The sequence below is a fragment of the Aeromonas sp. sif2433 genome, assembly GCF_019218705.1.
Lineage (GTDB): Bacteria > Pseudomonadota > Gammaproteobacteria > Enterobacterales > Aeromonadaceae > Aeromonas > Aeromonas encheleia.
Genome location: NZ_JAHUXD010000001.1, coordinates 49,826 through 68,727, shown reverse-complemented (window position 1 = coordinate 68,727; position 18,902 = coordinate 49,826). Strand labels below are relative to the sequence as shown.

Sequence of the window (18,902 nt, the reverse complement as noted above, 5' to 3'; positions counted from 1 at the left end):
CAATATGCTGTATTGGCGACGAGATCTCAAGGGGGGCTCAGGCCGCTTTTCAGGCATTGGACCGGATGGGGGCCGGGTATGGGAGAGGGGCGAAGATGAATAATTGTCACGAATTAACATGAAGAAAGAGGCCGATTGAAACCTGTTTTTCAGCGTTCCATCGCGTTTTTACGGGGCAAACTGGTGATTTATACGCCGGCTTAATTCGCTGCAAAAACAAAAAACAGGCGTTACATTAGGTTACAAAATAACGCAGCCGAGGATCGGCACTTTTTTTGCCGATGCTTGCAAACGTTTTCAAAGGCCAACGGAAACGCTCCTAAAGGAACAAGAATGCGAAACATGATCACCATGGGCGAGTTCATCGTCAAGAAGCAGGCGGACTACCCTACCGCGACCGGTGAGCTGACCTCACTGCTCAGCTCCATTCGTCTGGCTGCCAAGGTGGTGAACCGGGAGATCAACAAGGCGGGGCTGGCGGACATCATCGGCTCCATGGGGGCCGAAAACGTGCAGGGCGAGGTGCAGCAGAAGCTGGACGTCTATGCCAACGAGCGCTTCAAGGCGGCGCTGGAGGCCCGCGGCGAGGTGTGCGGCATGGCGTCCGAGGAGGAAGAAGACTTCGTCTCCTTCGATTCCGAGCTCTCCCGTCACTCCAAATATGTGGTGCTGATCGATCCCCTCGACGGCTCCTCCAACATCGACGTCAACGTCTCGGTTGGCACCATCTTCTCCATCTACCGCCGGGTCAGCAAGCCGGGCGCCGGCGTGACCCTGGAAGACTTCCTGCAGCCGGGCAACCGCCAGGTCGCCGCCGGTTACGTGGTATACGGCTCCTCCACCATGCTGGTCTACACCACCGGCTTCGGCGTCAACGGCTTCACCTACGATCCCTCCATCGGCTGTTTCTGCCTCTCCCACGAGAACATCCGCATCCCCGAGGAAGGCAAGATCTACTCCATCAACGAGGGCAACTACATCAAGTTCCCGGACGGGGTGAAGAAGTACCTGAAGTATTGCCAGGAGCGGGACGAGGCGACCCACAGGCCCTACACCTCCCGCTACATCGGCTCCCTGGTGTCGGATTTCCACCGCAACCTGCTCAAGGGCGGCATCTACATCTATCCGTCTGGCACCAACTCTCCGAACGGCAAGCTGCGCCTGCTCTACGAGTGCAACCCCATGGCCTTTTTGGTGGAACAGGCCGGTGGCAAGGCCTCCGACGGCTTTGGCCGCATCATGGATGTCCAGCCCGTCGCGCTGCACCAGCGTACCCCCTACTTCGTCGGCTCCACCAAGATGGTGGAGCGGGCCGAGGCCTTCATGCGGGAGTTCTCCGCCCACGAGGATCCGGCCAGCCAGGGTTGATGCCTGCGCCAGCCGCATAAAAAACGGGAGCCGATATGGCTCCCGTTTTGTTGTGTGCTCGCCGTGTTTAGAGGCTGTGGTTGGCGAGATCCGTCAGCAGGCTGTCCACCAGCTTCAGGCGCATGGCCCTGTCCTGATTCGGCACCTGGAAGCGCAAGCGGGTCGGCCCGTCCATCTTGTAGATGCGCGGCTGCTCGGAGAGCAGCTTGACCAGATAGCCGGGGTTGACCCTGGTGTCCTGGTTGAAGTCGAGATAACCGCCGCGCTCGCTCATCTCCACCCGGCGGATGCCGAGCGCCGTGGCACGCTGGCGGAAGGCGGCAATTTCCATGAGCGTCTTGGTCGGCTCCGGCAGCAGGCCGAAGCGGTCGATCAGCTCCACCTTCAACTCGCGCAGCTCCTGCTCGTCGGCGGCGCTGGCGATGCGCTTGTACATGGAGAGCCGCATGTTGACGTCCGGGATGTAGTCGTCCGGCAACAGGGCCGGCAGGCGCAGCTCCACCTCGGTGTGCTGGCTCATCAGCTGCTCAAGGGACGGCTCCTTGCCGTTCTTGAGCGCCTCCACCGCCTGCTCCAGCAGCTCCATGTAGAGGGTGAAACCGATCGACTCGATCTGGCCGCTCTGATCGTCGCCGAGCAGCTCGCCCGCGCCGCGGATCTCCAGATCGTGGGTGGCCAGCGCGAAGCCGGCACCGAGATCCTCGAGGGAGGCGATGGCCTCCAGCCGCTTGATGGCGTCCTTGCTCATCAGCTTGGGATGGGGGGTGAGCAAATAGGCATAGGCCTGGTGATGGGAGCGGCCGACCCGGCCCCGCAGCTGGTGCAACTGGGCCAGCCCCAGATGATCGGCGCGGTCCATGATGATGGTGTTGGCGCTCGGCACGTCGATGCCGGTCTCTATGATGGTGGTGCAGACCAGCAGGTTGAAGCGCTGGTGATAGAAGTCCGACATGATGCGCTCAAGATCGCGTTCGCGCATCTGGCCGTGGGCGATGCCGATGCGCGCCTCCGGCACCAGCTCGGCGAGATCGCCTGCGCACTTCTCGATGCTCTCCACGTCGTTGTGCAGGTAGTAGACCTGACCGCCGCGTTTCAATTCCCGCAGCACCGCCTCGCGGGTGACCGCCGGCTCCTGCTGGCGCACGAAGGTCTTGATGGCGAGTCGCTTGGCCGGCGGGGTGGCAATGATGGAGAGATCCCGCATGCCGGACATCGCCATGTTGAGGGTGCGCGGTATGGGGGTTGCGGTGAGGGTGAGGATGTCCACGTCGGCCCGCAACGCTTTGATCTTCTCCTTCTGGCGCACCCCGAATCTGTGCTCCTCATCGACGACGAGCAGCCCCAGATCCTTGAAGGTAAGCTCGGAGCCCAGCAGCTTGTGGGTGCCGATGATGATGTCCACCTTGCCCTCGCGCAGCTCTTTGAGCACGGCGGTCTGCTCCTTGGCGGAGCGGAAGCGGCTCAGCACCTCCACCCGCACCGGCCAGTTGGCGAAGCGATCGCGGAAGTTGTCGTAGTGTTGCTGGGCCAGCAGGGTGGTGGGTACCAGCACCGCCACCTGCTTGCCGCCGTGCACCGCCACGAAGGCGGCCCGCATCGCCACCTCGGTCTTGCCAAAGCCCACATCGCCGCACACCAGCCTGTCCATGCTCTTGGCCTGGCACATGTCCCCCAGCACAGCGTTGATGGCGTTGAGCTGATCCTCGGTCTCCTCGAACGGGAAGCCGGCGGCAAACTGACGGTAGGCCTCCTTGTCGTGCTTGAAGGCAAAGCCCTTGCGGGCGGCGCGCAGGGCATAGACGTCCAGCAGCTCGGCCGCCACGTCGCGGATCTTCTCCGCCGCCTTGCGCCTGGCCTTGGTCCAGGCCTCGCCGCCGAGCTTGTGGCTCGGCGGATTGTCGGAGCCGGTGTAACGGCTGATCAGGTGCAAGTTGGTGACCGGCACGAACAGCTTGTCGCCGCCGGCGTATTCCAGGGTCAGGAACTCGGTGGGCAGGCCACCGGCATCCAGGGTCTCGAGGCCGAGATAGCGACCGACCCCGTGATCCAGGTGCACCACCGGCTGGCCCTGGGTCAGCTCGCCCAGGTTGCGGATCACCGCATCCGAGCTCAGGTTCTTGCTCTTCTCCCGCTGCCGTTTGCTGCGGATCTTGCCGCCAAGCAGCTCGGTCTCGGTGATGAGCGCCAGCTCGTCCTGACCGGGCTCGCGCAGCAGGAAGCCCCGCTCCAGCGGGCTGACCAGCAGGCCGTGGCGCGCCTTGCTCCCTATGAAGGCATCGAGGGAGGCGAACTCCTTGGGCTGCAGTTGGATGCGTGCCAGCAGATCGCCGAGCACCTCGCGCCGCCCCTCGGACTCCACCGCAAACAGGGTGCGGCCCTTGAACTGGTCGAGGAACTGGCCCAGCGCCAGCAGGGGCTGCTCCTTGCTGTGATCCAGCTGCAGGTCTGGCAGGGGAGCCAGGGGCAGATCCCAGTGGCCGGCGCCGCCGTCGGTGGCGGCCTCCTGCAGCCGCACGGCGCCATACTGGCCGAGGGCGGCAAACAGCTGCTCCACCGGCAGATAGATCTGTTGGGGCGGCAGCAAGGGGCGGGTGTTGTCCCAGCGCCTGTCTTCATAGCGCTGGCCGATATCGTTCCAGAAGCGCTGGGCGGCGGGATAGATCTCCCCCACGGTGAGCAGCAGGGTGTTGTCCGGCAGGTAATCAAACAGACTGGCGGTCTGCGCGAAGAAGAGCGGCAGATAGTATTCGATGCCGGCGGGCCAGCGCCCCTTGCTCACCTCCTGGTAGACAGATCCCTCGGCGCGCGACAGCTCGAACTGCTCGCGGAATTGGCCCCGGAACAGCTCGATGGCCCCTTCGTCGGTGGGAAACTCCCGGGCGGGCAGCAGGCTGACGCTCTTGACCGGCTCGCTGGAGCGCTGGGTCTCGGGATCGAAGGGGCGGATGGAGTCCACCTCGTCGTCGAAGAAGTCGATGCGATAGGGGCTGTTGCTGCCCATGGGGAAGAGGTCGAGCAGGGAACCGCGGGCGGCGAATTCGCCGTGCTCCAGCACCTGATCCACCGCCACGTAACCCGCCTCGGCGAGGCGACCCCGCAGCTGTTGCAGGTTGAGGCGCTGACCGGCCTTCACCAGCAGGCTGTACTTGTCGAGATAGACTTGGGGCGCGCAGCGCAGCATCAGGGTGGAGATGGGCACGATCAGCACGCCGCTGTTCATCTGCGGCAGCTTGTAGAGGGTCTCGAGCCGCTGGGAGATGATGTCCTGGTGGGGGGAGAAGGTGTCGTAGGGCAGGGTCTCCCAATCCGGGAACATCAGCACGGGATCGTCCAGCAGGAACTGCAGTTCCTGTTCGAGGCGCAGGGCACTCGGGGTATCGGCGGTCACCAGCAGGACGGGGCGATTCGCCTCCTGGGTGAGGCGGGCGGCAACCAGCGCCAGGCTGCTGCCGACCAGCTGGCCGAGCGTTAACTTTTGGCCCGCTTTGGCGGGCAAGGCGGGGAGTTTCATTGGCATCGTTCGATTCTTTTAACGTTGACGTTGGCTGTGGTTAGCGCTGACGCTCTTGGGCACGCAGTTTGAGCTGTTTCGATTGCACATGCAGGCTGGCGCGCACCAGCAGTTCCCGGTCATCCTCGCGGATCCGCACATAGTCGAGCACCACGTGCACGCCATGTTCGCTCGGCTCCAGGTGTTTGACCTCGGCATAGCAGTAGACGGCGGAGGCCTCCTCGCGCAGGAAGATCTTGAGGCGCACCAGCTGATGGACCCGCGGCGCCTCGCCATGCCCCTGACGTGGATGCAGGTAGGTGAGCTGACCGGCGCCAAAGCGCAGGGTGTGGAAGCGATGCTCGGGGTGATCCTGTACCGCCAGCACATAGCCCATGATCATGTCGATCTTGCGCGACTGCTGGTTGATGATCTCCACCAGATCGTGCATCGACTCGTTCTGGTTGCGCAGCAGGCGGCTGCTCATCATGTCGATGGAGGTGATGGAGGAGGCGATGCGAAAGGGTTCGGGCAGCTCGGCGTCCAGTGCCTCCAGCGTCGGCAGGTGAAAATCGGCCGGCATGGGGATCACATTGACCGGCGTGGCATGGGTGACGCTGAAGAACTGTTCCTGCATGGAGGCTATCCCTTGTTGTCATAGTCTATTTGCCTTTATTATCCGGTATCTTATTTCGTTGGCAACGTACATATCCTTGAAGACTGGACTTTTTCAGCCACTGTCGCTGGCCATCGGCCTGCGTTATGCAGGCTCACGACGCAGTAACCGCTTCGTTTCATTCATCTCCCTCTTCTCCACCTTCGGCATCGCCATCGGGGTCGCGGCCCTGATGGTGGTCATCTCTGTGATGAACGGTTTCGAGGGGCAGCTCAAGGGCCGCATCCTCGGGGTGATCCCCCATGTGGTGGTGACCAATGCCGCCGGCCGGATGGAGGTGGCGCCCCCTGGCCTGCCCGATCTGGCCAGGCTGCCCCACGTGGTCGCCCGTGCCCCCATGCTCGACAGCGAAGGCATGTTGCAGAGCCCGGGCCAGCTCACCGGCGTCAGCGTGCAGGGCATAGATCCGGCGCAGTGGCCCAAGGATGACATCCTGCACGCCCAGATGCTGGGCGGGCGGCTGGACAGCCTGCAGCGCGGTGAATACCACATAGTGCTGGGGCAGGGGGTGGCCAACCGCCTCAAGGTGTCCATCGGCGACCAGGTGCGTCTCATCCTGACCGAGGGCACCCGCTTCACGCCTTTTGGCCGGGTACCGGCCCAGCGGCTGTTCACCGTCTCCGGCATCTTCGGGGTCGGCGCCGATGTGGACAGCCAGGTGGCACTGATCGCGCTCGGCGACGCCCAGCGCATGCTGCGCCTGCCCGAAGGCACAGTCGGCGGCATTCGCCTCTGGCTGGATGATCCCTTCGCCGCCGATCAGGTGATCAAGACCCCCTTGCCCGACGGGCTGGAGTGGCAGGATTGGCGCCGCGAGCGCGGCGAGCTGTTCCAGGCGGTGGCCATGGAGAAACGCATGATGGGGCTGATGCTGGTGCTGATCATCGCGGTCGCCACCTTCAACATCCTCTCCGCCCTGGTGATGGTGGTCACCGACAAGGAAGGGGAGGTCGCCATCCTGCGGACCATGGGCATGAGCGAGTCCGGTATCGTCAAGATCTTCATGGTACTCGGCGCCTCCAGCGGGGTCATAGGTGCCCTGTTTGGTGGTTTGGCGGGGCTTGGCCTCTCCCTGGGGCTCAACCCCCTACTCGATGCGGTGGGGCTCAACCTCTATATGGCCGCCGGCGGCTCTGGCCTGCCGGTGATCGTCGAGCCCGCCCAGGTCGTCACCATCTTGCTGGGCGCCGTGCTGCTCAGCTTCAGCGCCACCCTCTACCCTGCGGCCCGTGCGGCCCGGGTGAAACCGGCCGAGGCGCTGCGTTATGAATAATTCATCTTCTCTTATATTGCATCCCAGTGGAGCCCCTCTTATGAATGAGTCCTTATCACGTAACGCTCAGCCGCGTGAACCTCTGCTGCGTTGCGAGGCACTGAATCATGTCTACAAAGAGGGCAATCTCGAGACTCAGGTGCTCAAGGGGATAGATCTCAGCGTAGCCCCCGGCGAGATGCTGGCGGTGGTGGGCAGCTCGGGTTCGGGCAAGACCACCCTGCTGCACCTGATGGGGGCGCTAGACAACCCTTCCAGCGGCGCCGTGCTGTTCAAGGGGCAGGATATCCATCACTGGGACAGTCGCACCCAGGCCAGGTTCCGCAACCAGGAGCTGGGTTTCGTCTACCAGTTCCACCATCTGCTGGCCGAGTTTACCGCGCTGGAGAACACCGCCATGCCGCTGCTGATCGCCGGGGAATCGGTGGCGAGCGCCAGCGACAAGGCAACCCGGATGCTGGGGCGTGTGGGGCTCTCCCATCGCCTCCATCACAGGCCGTCCGAGCTCTCCGGTGGCGAACGCCAGCGGGTGGCCATCGCCCGCGCCCTGGTCAACGAGCCGAGCCTGGTGCTGGCGGACGAGCCGACCGGCAACCTGGATCACGCCAGTGCCACCGCCGTCTACGAGCTGCTGTGCGAGTTGAACCGGGAGCTGGGCACCGCCTTCGTGGTGGTGACCCATGACTTGAGCCTCGCCGCCAAGCTGCATCGCCGGGTGACCCTGGTGAGCGGTATCATGGCGGAGGTCGCCTGATGTTCAAGCCGCTGCCCCTCTTTCTGGGCCTGCGTTACAGCCGCTCCCGCCGTCGTAACGGTTTTATCGCCTTTATCTCGGCCTCCTCCCTCATCGGCATCGCGCTGGGGGTGATGGCCCTCATCCTCGGCCTTTCGGCCATGAACGGGTTCGAGCGCGAGCTCAAGAATCGGGTGCTCTCGGTGGTGCCGCATGGCGAGCTGATCGGCATGGAGGCGCCGCTGCCCGACTGGCCCAGGCTGCGGGATTACCTGCTGGCCCAGCCCGGGATCGAAGCTGCCGCCCCCGTCATCCGTCTCGATGGCCTGCTGGAACACGGCTCCGCCCTCAAGGGGGTGCAGGTACGCGCCGTGTTGCCCGAGCTCGAGGCCAACCTGTCCGATGCGGGCAAGTACATGACGGGGCGCGGCCTGCGCGAGCTGCAGGCCGGTGGCAACGGGGTCATCCTCGGCAAGACCATCGCCGACAAGCTGGGGGTCGGGATCGGTGACACCGTCGCCCTGTTGCTGCCGCAGGGGGGAGATGCAGCCGGCATCAAGAATCCGAAGCGGGAGGCGCTCAAGGTGGTGGGGCTGCTGGAGATAGGCGGCCAACTCGACGGGCTGCTCGGTTTCATGCACCTCGCCGACGCCCAGGCCATCACCGGCATGGGCAGCGCGGTGGAGGGCTTCAGCCTCAAGGTGAATGACGTGCTCAAGGCGCAGTCCATCACGGTGGCGGCCGCCCAGAAATTTCCGCATTACGTCTACATCAGCAGCTGGATGAGCCGCCAGGGCTACCTCTATCAGGACATCCAGATGGTGCGCACCGTGATGTACGTGGTGATGCTGATGGTGGTGGCGGTAGCCTGCTTCAACATCGTCTCCACTCTGGTGATGGCGGTGAACGAGAAGCGCAGCGAGATCGCCATCCTCAAGACCATGGGGGCGAGCCCGGGCCAGATCCGGCTCACCTTCGTCATCCAGGGCATGGTGAACGGGGTGCTCGGCGCCCTGCTCGGGGCCCTGCTCGGCGGCCTGCTTTCGAGCAAGCTGACCCAGATCCTGAGCTTCATCGAGGGGGTGATCGGCCATCGCTTCCTCAACCCGGACATCTACTTCATCGACTTCCTGCCGACCGAGCTGCACCTGCAGGATCTGGTGATAGTCACCAGCGCCGCCATCCTGATGAGTCTGCTGGCGACCCTCTATCCCGCCTGGCGGGCGAGTGGCCTGGTGCCGTCCCGCGAGTTGGGACACTGATCGACGCCGGATGTGAAGACAAAGAAGAAGGGCCCGTTACGGGCCCTTCGCTTTTTCTGGTGGCGGCGATGGAAGGCTCAGTGGGCGTTGAGTTCATCCAAGGGCAGCGAGAAGCTGGCCACGAACACGTCGATGAAGTAGCGCATCGCCGGGTTCATGCGGGCGGCCAGCATCTGCTCGAGCCGCTTCCTGGCCGGCTCGAACTCCCGGTTGCCGGCATTGATCTCTTCCAGGCACTTGGTGTAGGCGCAGAGGGTGTCGGCATCCTTCACCAGCCGGCTGAGCTCGCCATCCTGGGCGCCGGAGTCGAGCAGGGGGCGAAAATCTTCCATCAGCTCGGGGGGCAGCATCCCCAGCAGGCGCTGCTCGGCCGCCAGCTCTATCTTCTTGTATTCACGGGCTATCTCGGGGTTGAAATACTTGACCGGGGTCGGTAGATCACCGGTCAGCACCTCGCTGCTGTCGTGGTAGAGCGCCATCACCGCGGCCAGGTTGGCATCGACCCTGCCATCAAACAGGCGATTCTGGATGACCCCGAGGGCGTGGGCCACCATGGCGACCTGCAGGCTGTGCTCGGCGATGTTTTCCGGCTGTATGTTGCGCATCAGCGGCCAGCGATAGATGAGTCGCATGCGGGCGAGGTTGGCGAAGAAGTGGCTGGGGAGCATGAATGACCTCGAACGGGGGCAATGAAAAAGGGCAGACCCTAGTCTGCCCTTTTTTTACCTCGCAGGCATAGCCCGCCGCCGCATTCTTGTTTAGCGAATGTAGCGACCGGATTCGGCCTCGTGATTGGTCACCACCATCTGCCCGATGGGGGCCAGCGCGATCAAGGCGAGCTTGAGGTGCTGGATGCCAAACGGGATGCCGATGATGGTCACGAAGCAGGCCAGCGCCGAGGCGATATGGCCGATGGCCAGCCAGACCCCGATCACCAGGAACCAGAGGATGTTGCCGATGAGCCCCAGCACGCCGGAGCCGATGTCGCTCTGGCCGGTCATGCTCTTGCGGCTCACCGCCTGCTTGCCAAACGGGAAGAAGGTGAAGGTGCCGATGACGAAGCAGGAACGCCCCCAGGGGATCCCTATCAGGGACACGAAGCAGAGCAGCCCGGCCAGCCACCAGGCCAGCCCCATGACGACGCCCCCCAGTACAAACCAGAGCAGGTTAAACAAGAAGCGGAAAAAGGACATGTGGGTCACTCCAGACTCATAAATTGGTTGTCACCATAGCGAGCGGCGTCGAGGGACGCAATGGCTGATGCGAGAAGGTGGACAATTTGGGTCGCAGCCGCCCTCGGCGGGGCCGTTTTGCGGGCCACAGGGGTGGAAAAAGGGAGGGTTGGTGCGTAAAAAGGTGAGCGAGTGCAAATTATTGCTAACCTGGCGCTTGAACTGGGGCCAGGGCTTCCCCATATAAGGGGCAGACATGCGCAAATTGTGCCGTCTGTGCCCCGGATGGGGGATGTGCGGCTCGACGCGACCAATGTGCGCCGCTATAATGTCGTGTCATATTTTCTCATCACAAAGACAGTCGTTGTCTTTATAAACAGGAAGACTCCGGGTTTTACCCAGGGGTAATAAAGGGTCAGCACACAGTGCTGAGTTGAACGAGGTAAAAGAATGCAAGTTTCTGTAGAGACAACCCAGGGTCTGGAACGCCGTCTTACCATCACTGTACCGGCTGCTACCGTTGACGCTGCCGTGCGTAAAGAATTGAATGGCCTGGCCAAGACTCGTCGCATCGACGGTTTCCGTCCTGGCAAGGCTCCGGTTGCCATCATCAAGAAGATGTTCGGCGCCATGGCCCATGCCCGCGTTGCCGATGAAATGATGCAGAACAACTTCATCAAGGCCATCATCGAAAACAAACTGAGCCCGGCCGGCGCGCCGACCATGGATCCGAAAGAGATCAAGGAAGGCCAGGATTTCGAGTTCACCGCCACTTTCGAAGTGTACCCGGAGTTTGAAGTTGCAGGCCTCGAGACCATCAAGGTCGAGAAGCCGGTTGCGACCGTCAAGGATGAAGATCTGGCCAACATGATCGACACCCTGCGCAAGCAGCACGCGACCTGGACCGATGTTGACGCCGCTGCCGCCAAGGGCATGCGTGTCACCCTGGACTTCGTCGGTTCCATCGACGGTGAAGAGTTCGACGGCGGCAAGGCCGAAGGTTTCACCCTGGAGCTGGGCGCTGGCCGCATGATCCCGGGCTTCGAAGATGCCATCCTGGGCAAGAAAGCGGGCGACGAGTTCACCATCGAGGTGACTTTCCCGGCTGACTACCACGCCGAAAACCTCAAAGGCAAGGCGGCCAAGTTTGCCTCCAAGCTGAACAAGGTTGAAGAGCAGGTGCTGCCCGAGCTGACCGAAGAGTTCGTCAAGCGTTTTGGCATCGAGAGCGGTAACGTTGAAGAGCTGAAGGCCGAAGTGCGCAAGAACATGGAGCGCGAACTGGCCCAGGCCCTGAAAAACAGCGTGAAAGAGCAAGTGCTGAACGGCCTGGTTGAAGCCAACCAGATCGATCTGCCGAAGGCTGCCGTTGCCCAGGAAATCGATACCCTGCGTCAGCAGGCGCTGCAGCGTTTCGGTGGCTTCCAGGGCGGCAACGCTCCCGAGCTGCCGGCCGAGCTGTTCCAGGCCCAGGCCGAGCGTCGTGTCCGCGTTGGTCTGCTGCTGGGTGATGTCATCCGCACCAACGAGATCAAGGCTGACGATGCCCGTGTGACCAGCATCATCGAGTCCATGGCCACCGCCTACGAAGATCCGAAGGAAGTGATCGAGTACTACCAGAAGAACGAGCAGATGCTGAATGGCGTCCGCAATCTGGCGGTTGAAGATCAAGCCATCGACCTGATCCTGTCCAAGGCGCAAGTGACCGAGAAAGAAGTGGCCTTCGACGAAGTGATCAACAAGTCCGGTGCCGCTGCCTAAGAACATTTGACTTGAGGTCAAAACTGTTAAGTATAATGGCTCGTGTGATCTCCACTCGGGCCATTTTATTTTAGGGACAATGCCTTATGTACAAGAACTATAACGATGTGACTGAATCCCCACGCAATGCGCTCATCCCTATGGTGGTCGAGCAGACGGCGAAAGGGGAGCGTTCTTACGACATCTATTCCCGCCTGCTGAAAGAGCGGGTCATCTTCCTGACGGGTCAGGTTGAGGATCACATGGCGAACCTGGTGGTGGCTCAGCTGCTGTTCCTGGAGTCCGAGAACCCGGATCAGGACATCAGCATCTACATCAACTCGCCGGGTGGTGCCGTCACTGCGGGTATGTCCATCTATGACACCATGCAGTTCATCAAGCCGGACGTCAGCACCGTCTGTATGGGGCAGGCCTGCTCCATGGGCGCCTTCCTGCTGGCCGGTGGCGCCAAGGGCAAGCGCTTCTGCCTGCCCAATGCGCGCGTGATGATCCACCAACCGCTGGGCGGCTTCCAGGGCCAGGCATCTGACATCCAGATCCATGCCCAGGAGATCCTGAAGATCAAGAATACCCTGAACGAGCGTCTGGCCTTCCACACCGGCCAGGACATGGCCACCGTCGAGCGTGACACCGATCGTGACAACTTCATGTCGGCCGAGCAGGCCGTGGCCTATGGTCTGGTCGACGGCATCCTGAGCCAGCGCGGCTGAGCAGGGTATCCCGTCCTGTTGTAAACTCAACAGGACGATCCATCCTCTATTGATAGAACGAGGTTGCTGAATGACAGAGAAACGCAAGGGTGAGGGCGACAAGCTGCTTTATTGCTCTTTCTGCGGCAAAAGTCAGCATGAAGTGCGTAAGCTGATCGCTGGCCCTTCCGTCTACGTATGTGATGAGTGTGTCGAGCTGTGCAACGACATCATCCGCGAAGAGATCCGCGAGATCTCTCCCAAGCGTGATGGTAGCGAGCTGCCGACCCCTCATGAAATTCGTGCGCACCTGGATGACTATGTGATCGGCCAGGAGTACGCCAAGAAGGTGTTGGCCGTGGCCGTTTACAACCACTACAAGCGTCTGCGCAGCGGCAGCGAAGCCGGCGGTGTGGAGCTTGGCAAGTCCAACATCCTGCTGATTGGCCCGACCGGTAGCGGCAAGACCCTGCTGGCCGAGACGCTCGCCCGCCTGCTGGATGTACCCTTCACCATGGCCGACGCCACCACCCTGACCGAAGCCGGTTATGTGGGCGAAGACGTGGAGAACATCATCCAGAAGCTGCTGCAAAAGTGCGACTACGACGTAGAGAAGGCCCAGCGTGGCATCGTCTACATCGACGAGATCGACAAGATCTCCCGCAAGTCGGACAACCCCTCCATCACCCGCGACGTGTCCGGGGAAGGGGTGCAGCAGGCGTTGCTCAAGCTGATCGAAGGCACCATAGCTTCCGTCCCGCCGCAAGGTGGTCGCAAGCATCCGCAGCAGGAGTTCTTGCAGGTTGATACCTCCAAGATCCTCTTCATCTGCGGTGGCGCCTTTGCCGGCCTGGACAAGGTGATCGAGCAGCGTTCCGTCAAGGGCACCGGCATCGGTTTTGGCGCTGACGTCAAATCCAAGAACGCCAAGGCGACCTTAAGCGAGAACTTTGCCAAGGTGGAGCCGGAGGATCTGATCAAGTACGGTTTGATCCCCGAGTTCATAGGTCGTCTGCCGGTGGTCGCGACCCTCACCGAGCTGGACGAGGCTGCCCTCATCCAGATCCTGAAAGAGCCGAAAAACGCGTTGACCAAGCAGTACGCCGCGCTGTTCGCCCTGGAAGAGGTGGAACTGGAGTTTCGTGACGACGCCCTGAACGCCATTGCGCGCAAGGCGATGGAGCGTAAAACCGGTGCCCGTGGTCTGAGATCCATCGTCGAAGCCGTGTTGCTCGACACCATGTATGACTTGCCCTCCCTGGAAGGGGTCAGCAAGGTGGTGATCGACGAGACGGTGATCAAAGGGGACTCCGCGCCTCTGATGATCTACGACAATCCCGAGACTCAGGCCGCCGCCTCAGAGTAACTGGCTGATTTTTAATCACATAAAGGGGCATTTTGCCCCTTTCATGCTTTTTACGGCCAAGGCGATTGAATCTCATCTTAGCGCCCCCATATACTCAGCCAAGCGCTTTGCCAACGGTATAACAAGCCGAGAGGACATATATGAACCTAGAGCGTTCAGAACGCATCGAGATTCCCGTCCTGCCTCTTCGTGACGTGGTGGTTTACCCCCACATGGTCATTCCACTCTTTGTGGGGCGGGAAAAATCCATTCGCTGTCTGGAAGCGGCCATGGAGCAGGACAAAAAAGTCCTGCTGGTGGCCCAGAAGGATGCGTCGACAGACGAACCTACGGTGGAGGAGATCTTCTCCGTCGGGACAGTGGCCAATATCTTACAGATGCTCAAGCTGCCGGACGGCACCGTCAAGGTGCTGGTGGAAGGGGGCCAGCGTGCCCGTCTTGAGCGGATGATCGATGACAAGGACTTCTTCGTCGGTGAGGCGCAGTACATAGCGTCTGCCGCCATCGAGGAGAAGGATCAGGATGTGCTGGTGCGATCCGCTATCGGCCAGTTTGAAGGCTACATCAAGCTCAACAAGAAGATCCCGCCCGAGGTACTCACCTCGATCTCGGCGATCGACGATGCGGCGCGCCTGGCTGACACCATGGCCGCGCACATGCCGCTCAAGCTCGAAGACAAGCAGAAGGTGCTGGAAATCTCCTCTGTGTCCGAGCGCATCGAGTTTCTGATGGCCATGATGGAGTCGGAGATTGACCTCTTGCAGGTCGAGAAACGCATCCGCTCCCGGGTCAAGAAGCAGATGGAGAAGAGCCAGCGCGAGTACTATCTCAACGAGCAGATGAAGGCCATCCAGAAAGAGCTGGGTGAGCTGGAAGACAGTCCGGACGAATTCGAGGCCCTCAATCGCAAGATTGAAGAGGCCGGAATGCCGGACGATGCCCGTGAGAAGGCCCTGGCCGAGCTCGCCAAGCTGAAGATGATGTCCCCCATGTCGGCCGAGGCCACAGTGGTGCGCAGCTACGTGGACTGGATGGTGCAGGTGCCCTGGAAGGCCCGCTCCAAGGTCAAGAAAGATCTCGCCAAGGCACAAGAGGTGCTGGATTCGGATCACTATGGCCTGGAGAAGGTCAAGGATCGCATCCTCGAATACCTGGCGGTGCAGGCAAGGGTCAACAAGCTCAAGGGGCCGATCTTGTGTCTGGTAGGGCCACCCGGGGTGGGCAAGACCTCGCTGGGTCAGTCCATCGCCAAGGCGACCGGTCGCAAATATGTGCGCATGGCGCTCGGCGGCGTGCGTGACGAGGCGGAGATCCGTGGTCACCGTCGCACCTATATCGGCTCCATGCCCGGCAAGCTCATCCAGAAGATGGCGAAGATCGGCGTGAAGAACCCGCTGTTCCTGCTCGACGAGATCGACAAGATGAGCTCGGACATGCGTGGCGATCCGGCCTCGGCCTTGCTGGAAGTGCTGGATCCGGAGCAGAACAACAGCTTCAACGATCACTATCTGGAAGTGGACTATGACCTGTCGGACGTGATGTTCGTGGCCACCTCCAACTCCATGAACATCCCGGGTCCCTTGCTGGACCGGATGGAAGTGATCCGTCTGTCCGGGTACACCGAGGACGAGAAGCTCAACATCGCCAAGCAGCACCTGGTCGCCAAGCAGATCCAGCGCAACGGCTTGAAAGAGTCCGAGATCACCATCGAAGACTCCGCCCTGATCGGGGTGATCCGCTACTACACCCGCGAGGCGGGGGTGCGTAGCCTGGAGCGCGAGATCTCCAAGATGTGTCGCAAGGCGGTCAAACGCATCCTGCTGGACAAGAGCATCAAGCATGTTCTGGTCAATCAGGAGAACCTCAAGGAGTTCCTCGGGGTCCAGCGTTTCGATTACGGCAAGGCCACCAGCCAGAACCAGATCGGCCAGGTGTGCGGCTTGGCGTGGACCGAGGTGGGCGGCGATCTGCTCACCATCGAGACCACCAACATGCCGGGCAAGGGCAAGCTCACCTACACCGGCTCGCTCGGTGATGTGATGCAGGAGTCCATCCAGGCCGCCATGACGGTGGTGCGGGCCCGCGCCGAGATGCTGCGTATCAACGCCGACTTCTACGAGAAGCGTGACATTCACGTGCACGTGCCGGAAGGGGCGACCCCGAAGGATGGCCCCAGCGCCGGTATCGCCATGTGTACCGCCCTGGTCTCCAGCCTGACCGGCAACCCGGTCCGTGCCGATGTGGCCATGACCGGGGAGATCACCCTGCGCGGTGAGGTGCTGCCCATCGGCGGCCTCAAAGAGAAGCTGCTGGCGGCCCACCGTGGCGGCATCAAGCGGGTGCTGATCCCGAAAGAGAACGAGCGCGACCTGGAAGAGATCCCGGCCAACGTCAAACAAGACCTTGAAATTTATCCGGTTCGCTGGATTGATGAGGTGCTGGCACTGGCGCTGCAGGACAATCCACAGGGTTTCGAACGCGTTTCTGTCGTGTAAATGTTGATGCGCCGCAAATTTGGCGCATTCGGGAGGTGGTTAAGGCTTGCATGCGCCGGATAACGGAAGTAGCCTTGACCACCGATCGGGTACTCATGATGAGTCGCAATGCGTGATGTGGCGCGGGTTTGCGCCAGATTGTCACTTGCAACTGATCAGGAGGCTTGCTATAAAACCTCCACTTGTTGTGGCCAGGGAAATCAGCGCCGCAGCGATGTTCGATAAAAGGGGAATATAAGAGTGAATAAATCTCAACTGATTGACAAGATTGCAGACGGTGCTGATATCTCCAAAGCCGCTGCTGGCCGTGCGCTTGATGCCTTCATCGAAGCAGTAGGTGAAGCTCTGAAAGAGGGTGACCAGGTTGCTCTGGTTGGTTTCGGTACCTTCGCTGTACGCGAGCGTGCTGCTCGTTCTGGCCGTAACCCGCAAACTGGCGCGACCATCGAAATCGCCGCCGGTAAAGTTCCTGCCTTCAAAGCGGGCAAGGCCCTGAAAGACGCGGTCAACTAAGCCGGACGCTGATTCTCATCGGCACCGTCCTTGGTCGCAGACCAGACAAGTTAGAGGGCTCTCCCTCATACTGATTGACCAAGGCGCATCGCAATCGGTGCGCCTTTTCATTATTTAGGCCCATCGAGTTCGGGAGCATAAGTACAAACATGATGTTGGATAAACTACGCGAAGGGGCGCAGGGCAAGGTAGCCAAGGTTATCTTGGGCCTGATCATTCTCTCCTTTGCCTTGGCCGGTGTAGGTAGCTACCTCAACGGCCCGGCACGTACCGCCCCCGCCACCGTCAACGGCAATGACATCAGTGCCCCCGCACTGGAGAATGCCTATCGCAACGAGCGGGCCCGCATGGAGTCCCAAATGGGCGAGGCCTTCAACCAGATGGCCGCCAACCCCGATTACATGAAACAGTTCCGCCGTGGTGTGCTGGACCGGCTCATCGATCAGGCGCTGATCGATGACAAGGCCCGTGAACTCGGCCTGCGCATCAGCGACGAGCAGATCAAGCAGGCCATCGTCGCCATGCCGGAGTTTGTCGAAGAGGGCAAATTCAGCAACGAGCGCTACCTGCAGCTGATCCGCCGTGCCGGCATGACGCCGGAGATGTTCCGCGACTCCCTGCGCCAGGACATGGTGCGCCAGCAACTGATGGGCGCCCTGCTGGGCTCCGAATTCGCCCTCAAGGGTGAAGCCGAACAGCTCGACAAGCTCTACAACCAGACTCGCGATCTGCGCCTGGTGCGCCTGGCTGCCTCTGCCTATCTGGGCGAGGTCGAGGTCTCCGATGCGGAGGTGGATCAGTTCTACAAGGCCAACAGCGCGCGTTTCATGAACGACGAGCAGGTCAAGGTAGACTACCTGCTGCTGGATGCCGCCAACCTGGGTAAAGATATCAAGGTCACCGAGCAGGATGCCCAGGATTACTACGATCAGCACCAGGACCTGTTCCAGCGTGCCGAGCGTCGCCAGGTGGCGCATATCCTGATCCCGTTTGGCAAGGACGAGAAGGCCGCCGAGAAGAAGGCTGACGAGTTGCTGGCCAAGGCCAAGGGCGGTGAAGACTTCGCCGAGCTGGCCAAGGCCAACTCCAGTGACAGCTTCTCCGCCAAGAAGGGTGGCGAGCTGGACTGGTTCGAGAAAGGGGTGATGGATCCGGCGTTCGAACAAGCCGCCTTTGCCCTGAACAAGGCCGGCGATCTCTCCGCCGTGGTGAAGAGCCCGTTTGGCTTCCACGTCATCAAGCTGCTGGCCGTCGAGCCCGCCAAGACCAAGCCGTTCGTGGATGTGATGAGTGACACCATCAGCCGCCTGCAAGCGGACAAGGCCAAGGAGCTGTTCTTCGCCGAGCAGCAGAAGATGGCCGACAGCAGCTTCGAGAACCCGGACTCCCTGGACCTGACCGCCGAGACCATGGGTCTGAAGGTCATCTCCTCGGATTACTTCGGCCAGGCCGATGCCCCGGCACCGCTCAAGGATCCCAAGGTGCTGGCGGTGGCGTTCTCCGAACAGCTGCGCGATGACAACACCAACTCGGATGTGATCGAGCTGGCGGATGGCAAGGCGCTGGTGCTGCACATCATGGGTCATAAGCCCAAGGCGGCCAAGCCGCTGGCGGAGATCAAGGAGCAGGTGATCGCGGCCATCAAGCATGACAAGGCCAGCGAAGTGGCCCGTGGCAAGGCACAGGCCCTGCTTGACAAGCTGCACGCCGGTGAGGACATCCAGGCCGATCTGACCGCCCTTGGACTGAAGGTGGAGACCCACAACGGCGTCGCCCGCTTCACCCAGGAGATGGATCAGACCCTGCTGGCCCAGGCGTTCCGCATGCCCCATCCGGTCGACGGCAAGCCGAGCGTCGAGCTGGTGGCCGAAGCCAATGGCGATCGGGTCGTGGTGGCGCTGGACAAGGTCAACGTGACCAAGGAGCCGTCCCAGATGGTCAGCCTGCTGCAAGGCCAGCTTGGCCAGGGCAAGGCGCAGGCCTCCTACAAGTCGCTGATCGATGAGCTGCGCAAAGCGGCCAAGATCGAGTACTTCACCGACGTGGAAGCGACCGTCGAATAATCGACTCGCTCACCCATTGAAAACGGCTCCTTGATGGAGCC

14 protein-coding genes are annotated in these 18,902 nt (G+C 61.4%); 10 read left to right on the top strand and 4 right to left on the bottom strand.

The annotated features are described in order from the left end of the window. Positions 1-333: 333 nt before the first annotated feature. Positions 334-1,368, top strand: a complete 1,035-nt coding sequence (gene fbp / locus KW825_RS00305) for a class 1 fructose-bisphosphatase (protein ID WP_218327835.1) — start codon at positions 334-336, stop codon at positions 1,366-1,368. A gap of 67 nt (positions 1,369-1,435) precedes the next feature. Here the strand turns inward: fbp and mfd are convergent, their stop codons facing one another. Together mfd and KW825_RS00295 are read right to left on the bottom strand one after the other, a co-directional pair. Then, positions 1,436-4,879: a transcription-repair coupling factor gene (mfd, locus tag KW825_RS00300; RefSeq protein ID WP_218328148.1), complete on the bottom strand. Its 3,444-nt coding sequence runs from the start codon at positions 4,877-4,879 to the stop codon at positions 1,436-1,438. Positions 4,880-4,919: 40 nt separating this feature from the next. After that, complete coding sequence (locus KW825_RS00295) at positions 4,920-5,495, bottom strand: PilZ domain-containing protein (RefSeq protein ID WP_042653662.1); 576 nt, start codon at positions 5,493-5,495, stop codon at positions 4,920-4,922. A gap of 76 nt (positions 5,496-5,571) precedes the next feature. On the opposite strand from KW825_RS00295, the gene KW825_RS00290 reads away from it, so the two are divergent. The 3 genes from KW825_RS00290 to lolE are packed head-to-tail and all read left to right on the top strand — an operon-like array spanning position 5,572 to position 8,802. Next, the gene (locus KW825_RS00290) at positions 5,572-6,807 is read left to right on the top strand and encodes a lipoprotein-releasing ABC transporter permease subunit (RefSeq protein ID WP_218327833.1); all 1,236 of its coding nucleotides are present in this window, start codon (positions 5,572-5,574) and stop codon (positions 6,805-6,807) included. A 40-nt stretch (positions 6,808-6,847) separates the two neighbouring features. After that, positions 6,848-7,561 carry a lipoprotein-releasing ABC transporter ATP-binding protein LolD gene (gene lolD / locus KW825_RS00285; RefSeq protein ID WP_218327831.1) on the top strand — a complete coding sequence of 238 codons (714 nt, stop codon included), beginning with the start codon at positions 6,848-6,850 and terminating at the stop codon, positions 7,559-7,561. Continuing rightward, positions 7,561-8,802, top strand: a complete 1,242-nt coding sequence (gene lolE, locus KW825_RS00280) for a lipoprotein-releasing ABC transporter permease subunit LolE (RefSeq protein ID WP_218327830.1) — start codon at positions 7,561-7,563, stop codon at positions 8,800-8,802. Before lolD ends, lolE begins: the two co-directional genes overlap by 1 nt. A 77-nt stretch (positions 8,803-8,879) precedes the next feature. Here lolE and yfbR read toward each other — a convergent pair whose 3' ends face one another. Further along, a complete protein-coding gene (yfbR, locus tag KW825_RS00275) occupies positions 8,880-9,470 on the bottom strand; it encodes a 5'-deoxynucleotidase (RefSeq protein ID WP_042653666.1) in 591 nt (196 codons plus the stop codon). A gap of 90 nt (positions 9,471-9,560) precedes the next feature. Further along, complete coding sequence (locus tag KW825_RS00270) at positions 9,561-9,995, bottom strand: YccF domain-containing protein (protein WP_042653667.1); 435 nt, start codon at positions 9,993-9,995, stop codon at positions 9,561-9,563. A gap of 429 nt (positions 9,996-10,424) precedes the next feature. Between KW825_RS00270 and tig the strand changes: the two genes are divergently transcribed. The 6 genes from tig to ppiD all read left to right on the top strand — a co-directional run bounded on the left by tig (position 10,425) and on the right by ppiD (position 18,861). Continuing rightward, positions 10,425-11,735: a trigger factor gene (tig, locus tag KW825_RS00265; RefSeq protein ID WP_042653668.1), complete on the top strand. Its 1,311-nt coding sequence runs from the start codon at positions 10,425-10,427 to the stop codon at positions 11,733-11,735. Positions 11,736-11,821: 86 nt separating this feature from the next. Beyond that, positions 11,822-12,445 (top strand): ATP-dependent Clp endopeptidase proteolytic subunit ClpP, encoded by a 624-nt coding sequence (gene clpP / locus KW825_RS00260; protein ID WP_033129953.1) that lies wholly within the window; start codon positions 11,822-11,824, stop codon positions 12,443-12,445. A 70-nt stretch (positions 12,446-12,515) separates the two neighbouring features. Then, positions 12,516-13,790: an ATP-dependent protease ATP-binding subunit ClpX gene (gene clpX, locus KW825_RS00255; protein WP_042653669.1), complete on the top strand. Its 1,275-nt coding sequence runs from the start codon at positions 12,516-12,518 to the stop codon at positions 13,788-13,790. 140 nt (positions 13,791-13,930) lie between these two features. Then, positions 13,931-16,285, top strand: a complete 2,355-nt coding sequence (gene lon / locus KW825_RS00250; protein ID WP_218327828.1) for an endopeptidase La — start codon at positions 13,931-13,933, stop codon at positions 16,283-16,285. A gap of 240 nt (positions 16,286-16,525) precedes the next feature. After that, on the top strand, positions 16,526-16,798 hold the full coding sequence (hupB, locus tag KW825_RS00245; RefSeq protein WP_042020877.1) for a nucleoid-associated protein HU-beta: 273 nt from the start codon (positions 16,526-16,528) through the stop codon (positions 16,796-16,798). 149 nt (positions 16,799-16,947) lie between these two features. Beyond that, entirely contained in the window at positions 16,948-18,861 is a 1,914-nt protein-coding gene (gene ppiD / locus KW825_RS00240; protein WP_218327826.1) for a peptidylprolyl isomerase, read from the top strand. Positions 18,862-18,902 lie beyond the last annotated feature (41 nt).

What these genes read in the sequence shown, in the direction of transcription:
- lolE (WP_218327830.1), top strand. Translation starts at nt 7,561, where the DNA reads ATGTTCAAGCCGCTGCCCCTCTTTCTGGGCCTGCGTTACAGCCGCTCC.
- yfbR (WP_042653666.1), bottom strand. Translation starts at nt 9,470, where the DNA reads ATGCTCCCCAGCCACTTCTTCGCCAACCTCGCCCGCATGCGACTCATC.
- clpP (WP_033129953.1), top strand. Translation starts at nt 11,822, where the DNA reads ATGTACAAGAACTATAACGATGTGACTGAATCCCCACGCAATGCGCTC.
- lolD (WP_218327831.1), top strand. Translation starts at nt 6,848, where the DNA reads ATGAATGAGTCCTTATCACGTAACGCTCAGCCGCGTGAACCTCTGCTG.
- mfd (WP_218328148.1), bottom strand. Translation starts at nt 4,879, where the DNA reads ATGAAACTCCCCGCCTTGCCCGCCAAAGCGGGCCAAAAGTTAACGCTC.
- tig (WP_042653668.1), top strand. Translation starts at nt 10,425, where the DNA reads ATGCAAGTTTCTGTAGAGACAACCCAGGGTCTGGAACGCCGTCTTACC.
- lon (WP_218327828.1), top strand. Translation starts at nt 13,931, where the DNA reads ATGAACCTAGAGCGTTCAGAACGCATCGAGATTCCCGTCCTGCCTCTT.
- clpX (WP_042653669.1), top strand. Translation starts at nt 12,516, where the DNA reads ATGACAGAGAAACGCAAGGGTGAGGGCGACAAGCTGCTTTATTGCTCT.
- ppiD (WP_218327826.1), top strand. Translation starts at nt 16,948, where the DNA reads ATGATGTTGGATAAACTACGCGAAGGGGCGCAGGGCAAGGTAGCCAAG.
- KW825_RS00270 (WP_042653667.1), bottom strand. Translation starts at nt 9,995, where the DNA reads ATGTCCTTTTTCCGCTTCTTGTTTAACCTGCTCTGGTTTGTACTGGGG.
- KW825_RS00295 (WP_042653662.1), bottom strand. Translation starts at nt 5,495, where the DNA reads ATGCAGGAACAGTTCTTCAGCGTCACCCATGCCACGCCGGTCAATGTG.
- fbp (WP_218327835.1), top strand. Translation starts at nt 334, where the DNA reads ATGCGAAACATGATCACCATGGGCGAGTTCATCGTCAAGAAGCAGGCG.